Here is a 15404-nt window from a genome sequence, read left to right on the forward strand (position 1 = left end):
TTTGTTCTTTATTTAAGATCCCTACAAGATGAAAACAGATGTATTTGCCCTAAGACATATTGGACCAAGAGAAGCACACTGTAACGAAATGTTACAGGTTGTTGGTGCAACTTCTATTGAAGCATTGATCAGCGAAACCGTTCCTGATAACATTCGACTTCAGTCGCCTCTAAATTTGGAAGCGCCTTTAAGTGAGCAAGAATACCTTGAACACATTCATCAACTGGCTTCGAAAAATAAGGTTTTTAAATCTTATATTGGAATGGGCTACTACCCTTCCAACCTTCCTGCGGTGATTCAACGAAATATTTTAGAAAATCCAGGATGGTACACGGCTTATACGCCTTACCAAGCTGAGATTGCTCAAGGCCGTTTAGAAGCATTATTGAATTACCAAACCATGATTTCTGACTTGACGGGAATGGAACTCGCCAATGCCTCTTTATTGGATGAAAGTACAGCTGCTGCCGAAGCCATGGCTCTGTTGTTTGCAGTGCGTCCAAAGCCACAAGCAAAAGCAGGGACTGTAAAGTTTTTTGTTTCTGACGAGGTATTGCCTCAAACGCTCTCCGTCTTAAAAACACGCGCAACTCCAATTGGAATTGAATTGGTGTTAGGTGCTGTTGACGATTTTGATTTTTCATCCGAATTTTTTGGTGCATTGCTTCAATACCCTGGGAAATCAGGGGTCATTATGGAATTGCAGCCTTTTATTTCTAAGGCGAATGAAAACGATATAAAAGTAGCCGTTGCAGCAGATATCCTTAGCTTGGTTGCTTTAGAAGCTCCAGGTAAATTTGGTGCAGATGTGGTGGTGGGAACCACACAACGTTTTGGAATTCCTATGGGGTATGGTGGACCACACGCCGCCTATTTTGCCACAAAAGAAGCGTATAAACGTTTTATCCCCGGAAGAATTATAGGGGTCACCAAAGATATGGATGGCAATCGTGCCATGCGAATGGCGCTTCAAACCCGCGAACAACACATCAAAAGAGACCGAGCTACTTCCAATATCTGTACTGCACAAGTATTGCTTGCCGTCATGGCAGGAATGTATGCCGTATATCACGGACCTAAAGGCCTGAAATATATTGCGAATAAAGTTCATAATACAGCTACCACATTAGCAGATGCTTTGGAGAATTTAGAATTTAACTTAGTGCACAACTCCTTTTTTGACACCATTCAAGTTAGGATTCCTGAGAACATAGATCTTAAAACTAAAGCAGAACAAAAAGAAGTTAATTTTTATTACCCCGATGCAACAACCGTTTCTATCTCAATCAATGAAACAACCACACTTTCAGATCTTAATCTGATACTCTCCATTTTTGCAGAGGTTTACAGCAAAGAAACAACTCAAATTGAAACACTGAGTTCAAACATAAGAATTCCAGAAGCGGCACAACGTCATTCTGATTTCATGACAAATGTGATTTTTAACAGTCACCATTCAGAAACGGAATTGATGCGTTATATAAAACGTTTGGAACGCAAAGATTTATCTTTAAATTTCTCTATGATTTCATTGGGATCTTGTACAATGAAACTCAATGCTGCTGTAGAAATGTTGCCTTTGAGCTGGCCAAATTGGGGGAATATCCACCCATTTGCCCCACTAAATCAAGTGGAAGGCTACCGAACCATGCTCGCCAAACTCGAAGAACAACTCACCGAGATTACAGGATTTGCAGGGACGTCCCTTCAACCCAATTCTGGAGCCCAAGGAGAATTTGCTGGACTGATGGTGATCAGAGCTTATCATAAATCGAGAGGCGATGCACACCGAAAAATCTGCATCATTCCATCGTCTGCACACGGAACCAATCCCGCAAGTGCTGTGATGGCAGGAATGAAAGTCGTCGTGACAAAATCATCTGAAAACGGAAATATTGATGTAGAGGATTTAAGAGAAAAAGCAACGCTTCATAAAGATAATTTAGCCGCTTTGATGGTCACGTATCCATCAACCCACGGGGTGTATGAATCTGCGATTAAAGAAATTACTCAAATCATTCACGATAATGGTGGACAGGTTTATATGGATGGTGCCAATATGAATGCGCAAGTAGGTTTGACGAATCCTGGGAATATTGGTGCCGATGTATGCCATTTGAACCTTCATAAAACCTTTGCCATTCCACATGGTGGTGGCGGTCCTGGAGTTGGTCCCATCTGTGTTGCCAAACAATTAACACCCTTTTTACCCGGAAATCCATTGATTGAAACGGGAGGAACAGACGCCATTGACTCCATTTCTGGAGCCCCCTTTGGATCGTCCTTAGCCTGTTTGATTTCTTATGGATACATCAAAATGTTAGGTGCTAAAGGATTGACCGATTCTACGGAAATTGCCATCCTAAATGCCAACTATATCAAAGAACGGCTTCAGGGACATTACGATACTTTATACTCTGGTGAACGCGGACGTGCAGCTCACGAAATGATTATTGATTGTCGTGATTTTAAAGCCAACGGTATTGAAGTGGTGGACATCGCCAAACGACTTATGGACTTCGGATTTCATGCGCCTACAGTATCTTTTCCAGTTGCTGGCACTATGATGATTGAGCCTACAGAAAGTGAAGGCAAAGCGGAAATGGATCGTTTTTGTGACGCTATGATTGCCATTAGAAAAGAGATTGAAGCAGCGAGTAAAGACCAGCCCAACAATCCCCTAAAAAATGCACCGCACACACAAGAAATGCTCACCAAGGATGTTTGGGAATTTCCTTACAGCAGAGCCGTTGCCGCATTCCCATTAAATTATATAAAAGAAGATAAATTTTGGCCGTCTGTCCGTCGTGTAGATGACGCTTATGGCGATCGAAATTTAATATGTACATGTGCGCCAATTGAGGCATATGAAGAAGCTTAATACACACCTTATGAATATCAGAATTACAGGAGTCGGGAGTTACATTCCAAAAATAGTACAGAAAAATGAGGCATTTAAAGACCATTCATTTTTAAACATTGATGGATCTGAAATCCACTCCTCTAATGAGGTCATTGTAGAGAAATTTAAAGCCATCACCGGTATTTCCGAACGCCGCTATGCAGAAGACCATCTAACGGCTTCTGACCTTGGAGCGTTGGCCGCTGAAAAAGCCATTGCAGATGCAGGCATTGACCCAGAAACCTTGGACTACATCATACTTGCGCATAATTTTGGAGATGTCAAATCGGGTTCCATTCAAAGTGATATTTTACCCTGTTTAGCGGCGCGTGTCAAAAACAGTTTAAAAATAAAAAATCCAAAATGTGTGGCTTATGATATTCTTTTTGGATGTCCGGGTTGGATTGAAGGCGTCATTCAAGCGCAAGCTTTTATCAAAGCGGGGATGGCAAAACGATGCTTGGTCATCGGCGCAGAAACACTCTCAAGAGTGGTCGATCCACACGACCGGGATTCTATGATTTATTCAGATGGCGCAGGTGCTACGATCATCGAATTAGCAGAAGAAGACGGCGGAATATTATCTCATGAATCGGCTTCTTACACACATGACGAAGTGTATCATTTATTCTTCGGTTGTTCAAATAACAAGTCCTTAGAAGATGGCAACCGTTTCATAAAAATGTACGGTCGTAAAATTTATGAATTCGCTTTATCAAATGTTCCTGCCGCCATGAAAACCTGTTTGGACAACAGTGGTATGGACATCAAGGATGTGAAGAAAATATTGATTCACCAAGCAAATGAAAAAATGGACGAGGCGATTGTAAATCGTTTCTATAGACTTTATAAAACCCCTGTTCCAGAAGGCATCATGCCGATGAGTATTCATAAATTAGGAAACAGTTCGGTCGCAACGGTGCCGACCTTATTGGACCTCATCAAAAGTGGTCAAATGGAAGGACACGAACTTAATAAAGGAGATATTGTTATATTTGCTAGCGTCGGTGCAGGAATGCACATCAACGCTATCACTTATAAATACTAATATGTACGCCAATAATTTTCCTAAGAAACGCTACAAGCACACGCTCGATTTTCTTAAACAACACATAGCACCAACAGAAACCATTTTGGATTTAGGGGTTGAAAACCCATTGTCTGAACTTCTGAAAACGGAAGGCTATACAGTGAGTAATACTTCTGGGGAAGATTTGGATGTCAATACGAACACACTCGAAACGGATACTTCCGATGTGGTGACCGCCTTTGAAATTTTTGAACATTTAGTATCGCCTTTTACAGTTTTAAAAAATATCAAGGCAGAAAAATTAGTCGCCAGTATTCCACTCCGATTGTGGTTTGCAACTGCCTACCGCAGTAAAACCGATCCGAGAGACCGTCATTTTCATGAGTTTGAATCTTGGCAGTTTGACTGGTTGTTAGAAAAAGCTGGCTGGAAAATTATCGCGACGGAAAAATGGACCAACCCCACCAAGAAAATTGGATTTCGACCTTTACTCCGTTGGTTTACACCTCGATATTATATTGTTTACGCTGAAAGAATTTGAAGTTTTACATCGTCATACCGGCCCATAATGAAGCTGATTTTATTGGTAAAACCCTCCAATCGCTTATAAACCAAAGTTTATGCCCTGCCAAAATTGTGGTGGTGGACGACAACTCAACAGATGACACAGCGGCCATTGTAACTAATTTATCCAAACAACACCCTTGGATTTCGTTGGTTTCAAACACCTCATCGGAAGCACACTTACCCGGTGAGAAAATCATCAATGCTTTTTATAAAGGGTATGACTCATTGGATTCAGAATACGATGTCATTTGTAAATTCGATGCAGATGTGATATTCCCTGAAAATTATTTAGAAACCCTCGCAAAGCATTACCAAAAAAATTCGCATTTGGGCATGGTCGCAGGGCATTGTTATATAGAACAAAATGGAATTTGGGTGTTGGAAGATCTAACTTCCAAAGATCACATTCGAGGAGGACTGAAAGCCTATAGAAAAGCGTGTTTTTCAGATATTGGAGGCCTCAAAAAATCGATGGGTTGGGACACCATTGATGAATTGTTGGCACTTTACTACAACTGGGAGTTTGAAACGGACGCCTCTTTGCACGTAAAACATCTCAAACCAACAGGAGCTAATTATAACAAAAGTGCTAAACATTTGCAGGGAACTGCTCTGTATAAAATGCGCTACGGATTTACTTTGGCGTTTTTATCCGCTCTCAAATTAGCTTACAAAAAACGACGCATCCATCTTTTTTGGGATTATATCGCAGGGTATATTAAAGCAGCTAATCAGAAAGAACCTTTTTTGATTGATGCAGATCAAGGGGCTTTTGTAAGAGGGTATCGCTGGAAAAATATCAAACGAAAGTTTAAGCTTCTACGCTAACCATCCAATTCAATTCGTCGGGGAGTGTTCCAATTCGAACGCCGTTAATCGTATCCAAAACCAATTGTCCCACAGGACTTGTATCAGACACATGAATCAAGGTATCTTTATATCCAATTTCTTGAATCATTGCAATACCAACGGCCGTGCCTGATCCAAATGCTTCTTCTAATTCACCGTTGCTAGAGGCTTCAATCACCTCATCAATCGTAATGGGACGTTCAACCACTTCATAGCCTTTATGACGTAAAAAATCAATGACACTCATACGTGTAATGCCTGCTAAAATCGAGCCATCTAAAGAAGGGGTGACAAATGCGCCATTAATCTTAAAAAAAATGTTCATGGTTCCTACTTCTTGAATGTACTTAAATTCGTTGGCATCTAACCAAAGTACTTGGTCAAATCCTTTGGATTTAGCAATTTCAGTAGGAAGCACGGCAGCGGCATAATTTCCTGCTGCTTTGGCTTCTCCTGTCCCGCCATGTGCTGCACGGATATAAGTGGTCTCCGCATACAAACGGACGCGGTTGGTGTAGATAGGCTTCGATGGGGATGCCATCACAATAAATTTATAAGAATTGGCAGCGCGCATCCCAATAAAGGCTTCATCGGCAAACATAAAAGGACGCAGATACAAGGCGCTTCCTTCGTGTGGTGGAATCCATTTTTGATCTAGATGCACCAATTGTTTCAAGGCATCTACAAACAGTGTTTCAGAAAACTCAGGCATCCCCAAACGGCGGGCACTAAAATTAAGACGTTCGGCATTTTTTTCGGGACGAAATAATAAGGGTGCTCCTGTAGTACCGAGTGTTGCTTTCATGCCTTCAAATAAGGCCTGTCCATAATGCAATGCCATACAGGCGGGATGCATTGGAATCACTTCCATTGGGGTGATTCTGGGGTTTTCCCATTGTCCGTCTTTATAGTCACACACAAACATATGATCTGTAAACGTACGCCCTAAGGCGATCGTATCAAAATCAAGCGTATCGACTTTTGACTCCTTAACTGTGGTGATTGAAATTGTATTTGACATGGATTTGATGCGTTTTAAAATGAGGTTAAACTATGAACTTATTTATACTTTTTTAATTGTGTTTTTGTAAAATCACTTAACACCAAGCGACCACTTACGGAGGCGCGTTCGTTTAATAATTCACCCCAATGTTCGGTACCTTCCCAAAAAGTTTTTTTTAATTTTTGAAGGGCCTCCGGATTGTATGCGCACAGTTGTGCTGCTAGCAAACTTACTTCGGTATCTAAAGCACCTATGGAAGGACAAACTTTCATGAACAATCCTTTTTCCTGCGCCCATTGCGCCGAGAAAAATCTAGAAGCTTCCAAACTTAATTGAGACATGGCACTCAATCCTATTTTACGGGTGACTGCGGGTTCAATCACAAATGGACCAATACCAATAGTGAGTTCACTTAGTTTTATTTCTGAATGGGTCGTTGCCATACAATAATCGGTTGCTGCTGCCAATCCAACTCCACCGCCAACTGCTTTTCCTTGCACACGACCAATTGTGATTTTAGGACAGTTACGAAGGGCATTAATCACATTGGCAAAGCCTTCAAAGAATTCCGCTCCTTGGTGGGGGTTTGAAATTGCAATCAATTCTTCAAAACTTGCACCTGCACAAAAGGTGCGATCACCTCCACTTTTAAGAACAATCACTGCAACGGATGGATCTGCACCGGCCGTTTCGATTAATTCCATAAGCCTTGCTAACATTTCTGATGGCAAAGCATTGTGAGGCGGGTTATAAAATTCAATATAACCGACTTTATTTTCGACCTTTAAGTGTACGTAAGAAGTTGACATATTCGCTGAATTTGTTTAGGCTAATATACTAGAATTTTAGGGTTTTATCTATCTCCCTAAAACTTCATAAATGGAAACCGAGACTCTAAGGCTTGCGCCTTCTTAGTTAAAGTTGATAAAAATAACTTATGCTCTGTTGCGGATGGGTTAAATGGTTTGTGAGCAAGACCTTTTTGTAGTTGATTCACGTCTTGCATTATGGGAGTTGCCTCCGCGTCTATCCAAATGGATTGAAATTTTTTCCAAATATAATTGATGGCGATAGGATTCGGATGTACCATGTCTTCTTTGTAAAAGCGGTAATCTCGAAGCTCGTCCATTAGCAACTCATAGGAAGGGAAGTAATGTGTATTTTTAGATGGGTTGATCACAGAATGAAGTGCCGCCATCAGATGAGCTTTACTTTGATTGTTTTCTACAAAACCGTCTTTGAGGTGTCGAACGGGAGAAATTGAAAACACTAATGACACATGAGGGTGAAACGATTTTAGTGTTGAAATAATAGATTCAAAAGTATCTTGAAGTTGATCGACGCTTAAAATAGATTTTTTAAATTCTTTTTGAGGTTGTTTATGACAGTTTGCTACAGTGGTTTTTGACTCAATGTGTTCATAAATCCATGCTGTTCCAAAAGTTAGAATGACATGCGACGCACTTTTTAATTGGTTTTGAGTTAATTTCAAAGCCGTATTTAATCGCTCTAAAATTTCAGCTTGAGACGTTGAATTCAATCGCGAATGCGCTCGAAAGCTTTGCCAACAGCCGTTACTAAAAAAAACATCGTTTTCAGTGTAAGGAGTATTTTGATGTGCCCTCGTAAGTAAATCTAAAATCGCAACAGGATGAAACAACACACCTAAGGGATTCACCTCATTTTGAAATTTATAATAGGAAAACTTCTCCGCTATATTTTCAGCGAAACAGGATCCCAACAAAACCAATTTTGAATGGTAATCAATGGCGGATGCTTGTTTCTCTAGAGGGAGTTGCGTTTGAAGTTTCACCTGCTTAGATTATAGGATGTAGGATTTGGCTTTTTCTAAAGCCTCAGGAAGTCCCGCTGGGTTCTTTCCTCCTGCAGTTGCATAAAACGGTTGTCCGCCGCCGCCGCCTTGAATGTATTTTCCAAGTTCGCGCACAATGGTGCCTGCATTCAGCCCTTTAGACGTTACCAATCCTTTTGAAACATAACAAGACAACAAGGCTTTTCCTTGGTTTTCTGTACCAAAAATCAAGACGCAATTATCAAACTCCTGCCCTATTTCAAATGACAAATCTTTGATGCCTGTAGCGTCTAAATCTACCAATTTCGCTAAAAACTGAATCCCATTGATCGTTTCTATTTCATCTTTTAAATTTCCTTTCATAGACGCTGCCTTGTCTTTCAAAAGGGATTCAATTTGTTTTTTGAGTTTAGAATTTTCAGATTTTAAATCGCCCAAAGATTTAACGGGATCACTCGAATTGTTAAGTGCTAATTTGATTTGATCAAAGCTTGCATTACTTCGAACATAAAATTCTTTTGCAGCATCATTAGTGATGGCTTCAATACGACGAATTCCAGAGGCTACAGCTCCTTCGGATTTGATTTTAAAATGCCATATATCTGCGGTATTTTTAACATGGGTTCCTCCACATAATTCGATCGAATTCCCAAAACGAATGGTGCGAACTACATCGCCATATTTTTCACCAAAAAGTGCCATGGCACCTTCGGAAACTGCTTGTTCCATTGGTACTGCACGACGTTCTTCTAAATCTAATTTTCCTTCAATTCGGGCATTCACAAAACTTTCAATATCTTTTAATTCCTCAGTCGTTATTTTTGCAAAATGAGAAAAATCAAATCGCAGATATTTCGAATGCACTGCCGATCCTTTTTGTTCCACATGTGTTCCTAAAACTTCTCTCAAAGCCTGGTGTAGTAAATGAGTTGCTGTATGGTTACATTCGGTACGGAATCGTTGATTTGTATCCACCACTGCCGTAAACGTATCTGTAAGGTTTTTAGGTAAATGCTTTGCGATATGAATGGCTACATTGTTTTCTTTCTTGGTATCAAGAATATAAACAACATCTCCGTTCGCGGCTTCTAAATAGCCTTTATCTCCAACCTGTCCACCACTTTCTGAGTAGAACGGCGTGAGATTAAATACTAACTGGTATTGTTCGCCATCTTTCACAGAGGTTACTTTTCTGTATTTTGTGAGTTTAACGGAGGTTTTTAATACATCATAGCCTACAAATTCTTGTACATCATCGTCTAGGAGGACGGTCCAATCTTCCGTAGAAACTTCACTCGCTGCTCTGGAACGGGTTTTTTGTTTTTGAAGTTCTTCTTCAAAACCAACCGTATCCAAGGTCCTATTTTTTTCACTCAGAATCAGTGCAGTTAAATCTACAGGAAACCCATAAGTATCGTACAATTCAAAGGCTTTATCGCCAGAAACATGCGCGCCTTTGGTGGTTTCTATAATACGGTCTAACAATACCAACCCTTGGTCAAGCGTTCTTAAAAAAGATGCTTCCTCTTCTTTAATCACGTTTTGTATTAATTGTTTTTGAGCCAAAAGTTCTGGGAAAACGGTTCCCATTTGTTTGGTTAATACGGAAACCAAACGGTACATAAATGGCTCTTTAAGGTCCAAAAATGTAAACCCATAACGGACGGCACGTCTCAAGATTCTACGAATCACATAACCTGCTCCAGTATTGCTTGGTAATTGTCCATCTGCGATTGAAAAAGCAACTGCTCTGACATGGTCAGAAATCACACGAATGGCAATATCTTGTTTGAGTTGTTTTCCGTAATCATTTCCAGAAATGGTTTCAATCTCTCGAATAATAGGAGTAAAAACATCGGTGTCATAATTGGACGTTACATTTTGAAGCACCATACAAAGGCGTTCAAAACCCATCCCTGTATCGATATGTTTATGAGGCAACGGTTCTAAACTTCCGTTTGCTTTACGGTTAAATTCCATAAAAACGAGGTTCCAAATCTCTACCACTTGAGGATGGTCTTTATTGATTAATTCTTGACCTGGAGTTTTCGCTTTTTCTTCTTTAGAACGAATGTCCACATGAATTTCGCTACAAGGTCCACAAGGCCCTTGTTCGCCCATTTCCCAAAAATTATCGTTTTTGTTTCCCATCAAAATACGATCCTCAGGAATCAATGCTTTCCATAAATCGTAGGCTTCAGAATCAAGCGTAGTGCCATCGTCTTTACTGCCTTCAAATACGGTCACGTACAGAATTTCTTTATCTATTTTATAGACCTCGGTCAATAATTCCCACGCCCATTCTATGGCTTCTTTTTTGAAATAATCTCCAAAACTCCAGTTTCCTAACATTTCAAAAAGAGTGTGGTGGTAGGTGTCATACCCCACTTCTTCCAAATCATTGTGTTTTCCTGAAACTCTTAAACATTTTTGAGTGTCGGTAATTCGATTCTTTGGTGGAGTTCCTTGCCCGAGAAAAAATGCTTTGAATGGTGCCATCCCCGAATTGACAAATAACAGAGAAGGATCGTCTTTAACGACCATTGGTGCCGATTGTAAAACCTGGTGTTTTTTGGATTCAAAAAAGGCTAAAAATTGAGATCTTATATCTTGAGATTTCATGCAAAAATGTTAAGCTTAGTGTAATAATTTGTTTTTAATTCGAAACAATTTATATATTTGTTCAAAAGGTCTTCTTTATTTAATTTAAAGACGGTCTATTATCCAACAAAAATAGAACTTTTTAGGCAATGTCTAATGTAAAATATTATTACGATCCCGAAACGCTTACGTATCGTCAGATCATTCGAAAAAAAAGAACGACTTTTAAGCGCTCAATAGTGTTTTTATTGGCGGCTAGTATTGTTGGTTTTTTATTCGTTTTAGTTGGGGCCCAATATTTTGAATCTCCGAGAGAAAAAGCGCTAAATAGAGAGTTTAAAAATCTAGATTTCCACTACAATCTTCTCAATAAAAAAATGGAAGAAGTGGAAGCTGTTTTAACAAATATTGAAGATAGGGATAACGCCATTTACCGGCTTTATTTTGAAGCCAATCCCATTCCGGAAGCCCAACGCAAGCAAGGACTCGGTGGCGTTAACCGCTACAAAAAATACGATGGCTTCAATAATTCGGAGTTAATCATCGATGCAAACAAACGTATTGACATCCTTCAAAAACGAATCATTGTTCAGTCCAAATCCCTTGATGAGATCACAGAGTTGGCAAAAGATAAAGAAAGTTTTTTGGCTAAAATTCCTGCCATTCAACCGATCAAAAATGAAGACTTGACTCGCATGGCTTCTGGCTATGGGTATCGAAGTGATCCGTTTACAAAGGTGCGTAAATTTCATTATGGAATGGATTTTACGGCCCCACGAGGGACGCCTATCTATGCGACAGGTGATGGCGTGATTAAACGTGCAGACGGCCGCTCTTCTGGCTATGGGCGTCATATCCGAATTGATCATGGCTATGGGTATCTAAGTTTGTATGCACACCTTTATAAATACAATGTCAAAAGAGGTCAGAAAGTAAAACGAGGCGACCTGATTGGTTATGTGGGAAGTACGGGGCGCTCCCAAGCACCCCACTTGCATTATGAAGTTTTTAAGGATAAGAAACGAATCAATCCTATTAATTTTTATTATGGAAATCTGAGTCCAGAAGAATTTAATACGTTACTGGCCATTGCATCGCTTGAAAATCAATCCTTAGATTAATGCATTTAGACCTTCCTACAAAACGCTATTATAGTATTGGAGAAATTGCGAAAGCATTTGACGTGAATGCTTCTTTGATTCGGTTTTGGGATAAAGAGTTTGAGGCTCTTAAACCTAAAAAGAATGCGAAAGGCAACCGTCGGTTTACGCCGGAGGATGTTCAAAATTTGAAATTAATTTTCAATTTGGTGAAAGAACGTGGCTACACGCTTGAAGGTGCTAAAACGTATCTGAAAGAACAAGATCAAAAATCACTTGATAATTTTGAGATTATCACGAAATTAGAGCACGTGAAGAATGAATTGCTAAAAATAAAAAATCAACTCTAAGAATCTACCTATTATGAAAAAATGGTTCATCCCTTTAATAATTATTGCTTTAATCGTCTATGGAATTTATAACCGGGCGGTTGGATTCAATAATACGGCCGTAGAATATGAAGCAACTGCAAAAACTGCCTGGTCTAACGTGGAAAGCTCTTACCAACGACGAAACGATTTGATTGGAAACCTTGTTAAAACAGTTCAAGGTGCTGCCGATTTTGAAAGAAATACGCTTACAGAAGTTATCGAGGCACGTGCCAAAGCTACTTCTGTTACCATTGATCCAACAAACATTACACCCGAAAATTTAGCAGCCTTTCAGCAAGCGCAAAGCGGACTTAGTGGAGCGTTGTCTAAGCTATTGGTGACTGTAGAACGCTATCCAGAATTGAAAGCGAATCAAAACTTTTTAGACTTACAAAATCAGTTGGAAGGGACGGAAAACAGAATTAATGTGGCCAGAGATCGGTTTAACGAATCTGTAAACACCTATGATATTTTCACTAAAAAATTCCCCAACTCCGTCTTAGCCGGTTGGTTCGGGTTTGATGAAATGGCACGATACAAAGCGAATGCGGGTTCTGAAAATGCACCAGATATTGACTTCGATTTTAACTAATGGCTGCTCTAGAAAATTTCTTAAGTACTGAGGAAGAAAATCAAATTGTCGAATCCATTCGCCAAGCAGAACAAAATACGTCTGGTGAGATTCGTGTGCACATCGAAAATAGCACTTCTTTATCTATTGAAGAACGTGCCAAAGAGGTGTTTCATCATTTAAAAATGGACCGCACCAAACTTCAAAATGGGGTTCTTATTTACATTGCGGTTGCGAATCATCAATTTGGGATTTTTGGAGATAAAGGTATCGATACAAAAGTAAATTCAACGTTTTGGGATGATACCCGAGATGTGATGGGTAATTTATTTAAAGACGGTCAATTTAAAGAGGGAATTGTACAAGGAATTCAGACGGCAAGTAAAGCACTTGAAGTTTACTTTCCTTGGGAATCAAACGATACTAATGAATTATCGGATTCAATTTCAAAAGGCTCAGATTTATGAACATACGATTTCAAAAAAGCAGATCGCTAGTAGTGGTGGTACTGATGTTTATCTCAGTCCTAGCACATGCACAATATAGCATTCCCGCGAAACCTACGATTCAAACGAGTGTATATGATTACAGCAACCTTTTAAGCGCGCAAGAAGCTTCTAATTTAGAGCAAAAGCTTATTCGTTATTCTGACAGTACTTCCACTCAAATTGTAGTGGCAATTATAGATTCTACTGAAGGGGAATACATCAACTATCTGGCAACCAATTGGGCACAAGAATGGGGTATTGGAGATGCAAAAAAAGATAATGGCGTTTTTATTTTATTAGCCAAAAACGATCGAAAAATAAATATCAGTACTGGTTACGGAGTGGAGCATTTGCTGACCGATAAAATGTGTAGCCGAGTCATTCAAGAATCTATCATTCCTTTTTTTAAGAAAAACGATTACTATGGCGGCTTAGAGGCTGGGAGTTCACAGGTTTTTAAAGTCTTAACAGGTGAATTTAAATCAAGTCCTCAGGTGCGTCAAAAAGGAATTAAATTTGAAACTATTCTGTTTCTAATTTTCATCTTCTTTATCGTTATAATTATCTTATCAAAATCTAAAAAAAACAACGGCAACAACAGTGGCGGCAACCATCGAACAACCAGTCTCCTGGACGTCATCCTACTGAGTAGTTTGGGTCGTGGCAGTTTCAGTGGTGGCTCTAGTTCCGGCGGCAACTTTGGAAGTGGCGGTTTTGGCGGTGGCTTCGGCGGCGGCGGTTTCGGTGGTGGTGGTGCTTCAGGAGGTTGGTAACCCTACTTCTTACGCATATAGATTGTAATCGGCACGCCCTTAAAATCATACAAAGCTCTTAGTTTATTTTCTAAAAATCGTTTGTAAGGCTCCTTTACGTATTGTGGTAAATTACAGAAAAATGCAAATTGCGGCTGCGGCGTTGGCAGCTGCATAATGTATTTTATTTTCACAAATTTACCTTTCAATGCTGGTGGTGGATTGTTTTCGATAATAGGTAACAAATCATCATTCAGCACACTTGTTTTAAGACGCTTGGTACGGTTTTTATAGACTTCCAAAGCGGTTTCCATAGCTTTGTAAATACGCTGTTTTGAGAGCGCGGATATAAACACAATAGGCACATCTGTAAAAGGTTGTATTTGTTCTCGAATGTGTGTTTCAAATGCTTTGGTGGTTTTGGTATCTTTCTCAACTAAATCCCATTTATTCACTAAAATTACAATTCCTTTATGGTTGCGTTGTGCGAGCCAAAAAATATTTTGAACTTGTCCATCAAACCCACGTTGGGCATCACAGACCAATAGACATACATCCGCATGTTCAATGGCACGGACGGAGCGCATGACCGAATAAAATTCTAAATCTTCCTTCACCTTCGCTTTTCGACGAATTCCAGCCGTATCGACTAGGTTAAACTCAAACCCAAATCGGTTGTATTTTGTATCGATTGAATCACGAGTGGTTCCAGCAATATCGGTCACAATATAACGATCTTCACCAATCAATGCATTGATAAAAGAAGATTTGCCCGCATTGGGACGTCCTACCACTGCAAAACGTGGTAAGGTGACTTCTTCTACTTCTTCTACTTCTGGCAAGGCTTTGACTAAGGCATCTAGCAAATCACCGGTACCACTTCCATTGATGCTAGCAATGGTAAAAAATTCTCCTAGTCCTAAGGCATAAAACTCAACTGCATCTTGCTCACGCATGGCGTTATCGACCTTATTGATGACTAAAAAAACTGGTTTTTTAACTTTTCTAAGCAATTTTGCAACATCTTCATCCATGCCAGTTACACCTGATTCTACATCGACCATAAAAATAATGGCATCTGCTTCTTCAATGGCTAACTCAACTTGTTTATCGATTTCGGCTTCAAATACATCGTCACTTCCAAGAACATATCCGCCCGTATCAATTAACGAAAATTCTTTCCCATTCCAATCACTCTTACCATAGTGACGGTCACGAGTGACACCACTTACGGCATCTACAATGGCTTCTCGCCTTTGGATCAACCTATTAAAAAAGGTGGATTTCCCAACATTTGGACGTCCTACTATCGCTACAATATTGCTCATATGCTTATAAAATTGCTGCAAAAATAGGA

The 15404-nt window shown here is 39.7% G+C and carries 14 protein-coding genes; 9 read left to right on the plus strand and 5 right to left on the minus strand.

Annotated features, from left to right (window positions below; all coding sequences use genetic code 11):
• Window positions 1-28 precede the first annotated feature (28 nt).
• Genes gcvP through FORMB_RS03725 form a run of 4 tightly spaced genes read left to right on the plus strand, consistent with a single transcriptional unit; the run spans window position 29 to window position 5327 of the window.
• Window positions 29-2881 carry an aminomethyl-transferring glycine dehydrogenase gene (gene gcvP / locus FORMB_RS03710; RefSeq protein WP_069676174.1) on the plus strand — a complete coding sequence of 951 codons (2853 nt, stop codon included), beginning with the start codon at window positions 29-31 and terminating at the stop codon, window positions 2879-2881.
• Window positions 2882-2891: 10 nt separating this feature from the next.
• The gene (locus FORMB_RS03715; protein WP_069677884.1) at window positions 2892-3950 is read left to right on the plus strand and encodes a 3-oxoacyl-ACP synthase III family protein; all 1059 of its coding nucleotides are present in this window, start codon (window positions 2892-2894) and stop codon (window positions 3948-3950) included.
• A 1-nt stretch (window position 3951) separates the two neighbouring features.
• Window positions 3952-4473: a methyltransferase gene (locus FORMB_RS03720; protein WP_069676175.1), complete on the plus strand. Its 522-nt coding sequence runs from the start codon at window positions 3952-3954 to the stop codon at window positions 4471-4473.
• Window positions 4470-5327 (plus strand): glycosyltransferase family 2 protein, encoded by an 858-nt coding sequence (locus FORMB_RS03725; protein WP_069676176.1) that lies wholly within the window; start codon window positions 4470-4472, stop codon window positions 5325-5327. The genes FORMB_RS03720 and FORMB_RS03725 overlap by 4 nt, the downstream gene beginning before the upstream one ends.
• Here FORMB_RS03725 and FORMB_RS03730 read toward each other — a convergent pair.
• The 4 genes from FORMB_RS03730 to alaS are packed head-to-tail and all read right to left on the minus strand — an operon-like array spanning window position 5311 to window position 10786.
• Window positions 5311-6369, minus strand: coding sequence for a branched-chain amino acid aminotransferase (locus FORMB_RS03730; protein ID WP_069676177.1), 1059 nt, complete (start codon window positions 6367-6369; stop codon window positions 5311-5313). The genes FORMB_RS03725 and FORMB_RS03730 overlap by 17 nt on opposite strands.
• Before the next feature lie 38 nt (window positions 6370-6407).
• Window positions 6408-7160, minus strand: coding sequence for an enoyl-CoA hydratase/isomerase family protein (locus tag FORMB_RS03735; protein ID WP_069676178.1), 753 nt, complete (start codon window positions 7158-7160; stop codon window positions 6408-6410).
• Window positions 7161-7216: 56 nt separating this feature from the next.
• The gene (locus FORMB_RS03740) at window positions 7217-8164 is read right to left on the minus strand and encodes a GSCFA domain-containing protein (protein WP_069676179.1); all 948 of its coding nucleotides are present in this window, start codon (window positions 8162-8164) and stop codon (window positions 7217-7219) included.
• Between the two features lie 9 nt (window positions 8165-8173).
• Complete coding sequence (alaS, locus tag FORMB_RS03745) at window positions 8174-10786, minus strand: alanine--tRNA ligase (RefSeq protein ID WP_069676180.1); 2613 nt, start codon at window positions 10784-10786, stop codon at window positions 8174-8176.
• A 128-nt stretch (window positions 10787-10914) separates the two neighbouring features.
• On the opposite strand from alaS, the gene FORMB_RS03750 reads away from it, so the two are divergent.
• The 5 genes from FORMB_RS03750 to FORMB_RS03770 are packed head-to-tail and all read left to right on the plus strand — an operon-like array spanning window position 10915 to window position 14068.
• Window positions 10915-11886, plus strand: a complete 972-nt coding sequence (locus FORMB_RS03750) for a M23 family metallopeptidase (RefSeq protein WP_069676181.1) — start codon at window positions 10915-10917, stop codon at window positions 11884-11886.
• Window positions 11886-12215 carry a MerR family transcriptional regulator gene (locus FORMB_RS03755; RefSeq protein WP_069676182.1) on the plus strand — a complete coding sequence of 110 codons (330 nt, stop codon included), beginning with the start codon at window positions 11886-11888 and terminating at the stop codon, window positions 12213-12215. The genes FORMB_RS03750 and FORMB_RS03755 overlap by 1 nt, the downstream gene beginning before the upstream one ends.
• Window positions 12216-12228: 13 nt before the next feature.
• Window positions 12229-12828, plus strand: a complete 600-nt coding sequence (locus FORMB_RS03760; RefSeq protein WP_069676183.1) for a LemA family protein — start codon at window positions 12229-12231, stop codon at window positions 12826-12828.
• Window positions 12828-13274 carry a TPM domain-containing protein gene (locus tag FORMB_RS03765; protein WP_069676184.1) on the plus strand — a complete coding sequence of 149 codons (447 nt, stop codon included), beginning with the start codon at window positions 12828-12830 and terminating at the stop codon, window positions 13272-13274. Before FORMB_RS03760 ends, FORMB_RS03765 begins: the two co-directional genes overlap by 1 nt.
• On the plus strand, window positions 13271-14068 hold the full coding sequence (locus FORMB_RS03770) for a TPM domain-containing protein (RefSeq protein ID WP_069676185.1): 798 nt from the start codon (window positions 13271-13273) through the stop codon (window positions 14066-14068). Before FORMB_RS03765 ends, FORMB_RS03770 begins: the two co-directional genes overlap by 4 nt.
• A 2-nt stretch (window positions 14069-14070) precedes the next feature.
• Here the strand turns inward: FORMB_RS03770 and der are convergent, their stop codons facing one another.
• Window positions 14071-15375, minus strand: a complete 1305-nt coding sequence (gene der / locus FORMB_RS03775) for a ribosome biogenesis GTPase Der (RefSeq protein ID WP_069676186.1) — start codon at window positions 15373-15375, stop codon at window positions 14071-14073.
• Window positions 15376-15404: the final 29 nt, after the last annotated feature.

The organism is Formosa sp. Hel1_33_131, assembly GCF_001735745.1.
Classification (GTDB): Bacteria; Bacteroidota; Bacteroidia; order Flavobacteriales; family Flavobacteriaceae; genus Hel1-33-131.

Bases quoted from the DNA above. Each gene is read 5' to 3' on its own strand.
- FORMB_RS03765 (WP_069676184.1), top strand. From the start codon at position 12,828: ATGGCTGCTCTAGAAAATTTCTTAAGTACTGAGGAAGAAAATCAAATT.
- FORMB_RS03760 (WP_069676183.1), top strand. From the start codon at position 12,229: ATGAAAAAATGGTTCATCCCTTTAATAATTATTGCTTTAATCGTCTAT.
- FORMB_RS03755 (WP_069676182.1), top strand. From the start codon at position 11,886: ATGCATTTAGACCTTCCTACAAAACGCTATTATAGTATTGGAGAAATT.
- FORMB_RS03730 (WP_069676177.1), bottom strand. From the start codon at position 6,369: ATGTCAAATACAATTTCAATCACCACAGTTAAGGAGTCAAAAGTCGAT.
- der (WP_069676186.1), bottom strand. From the start codon at position 15,375: ATGAGCAATATTGTAGCGATAGTAGGACGTCCAAATGTTGGGAAATCC.
- FORMB_RS03735 (WP_069676178.1), bottom strand. From the start codon at position 7,160: ATGTCAACTTCTTACGTACACTTAAAGGTCGAAAATAAAGTCGGTTAT.
- FORMB_RS03750 (WP_069676181.1), top strand. From the start codon at position 10,915: ATGTCTAATGTAAAATATTATTACGATCCCGAAACGCTTACGTATCGT.
- FORMB_RS03720 (WP_069676175.1), top strand. From the start codon at position 3,952: ATGTACGCCAATAATTTTCCTAAGAAACGCTACAAGCACACGCTCGAT.
- alaS (WP_069676180.1), bottom strand. From the start codon at position 10,786: ATGAAATCTCAAGATATAAGATCTCAATTTTTAGCCTTTTTTGAATCC.
- gcvP (WP_069676174.1), top strand. From the start codon at position 29: ATGAAAACAGATGTATTTGCCCTAAGACATATTGGACCAAGAGAAGCA.
- FORMB_RS03770 (WP_069676185.1), top strand. From the start codon at position 13,271: ATGAACATACGATTTCAAAAAAGCAGATCGCTAGTAGTGGTGGTACTG.
- FORMB_RS03715 (WP_069677884.1), top strand. From the start codon at position 2,892: ATGAATATCAGAATTACAGGAGTCGGGAGTTACATTCCAAAAATAGTA.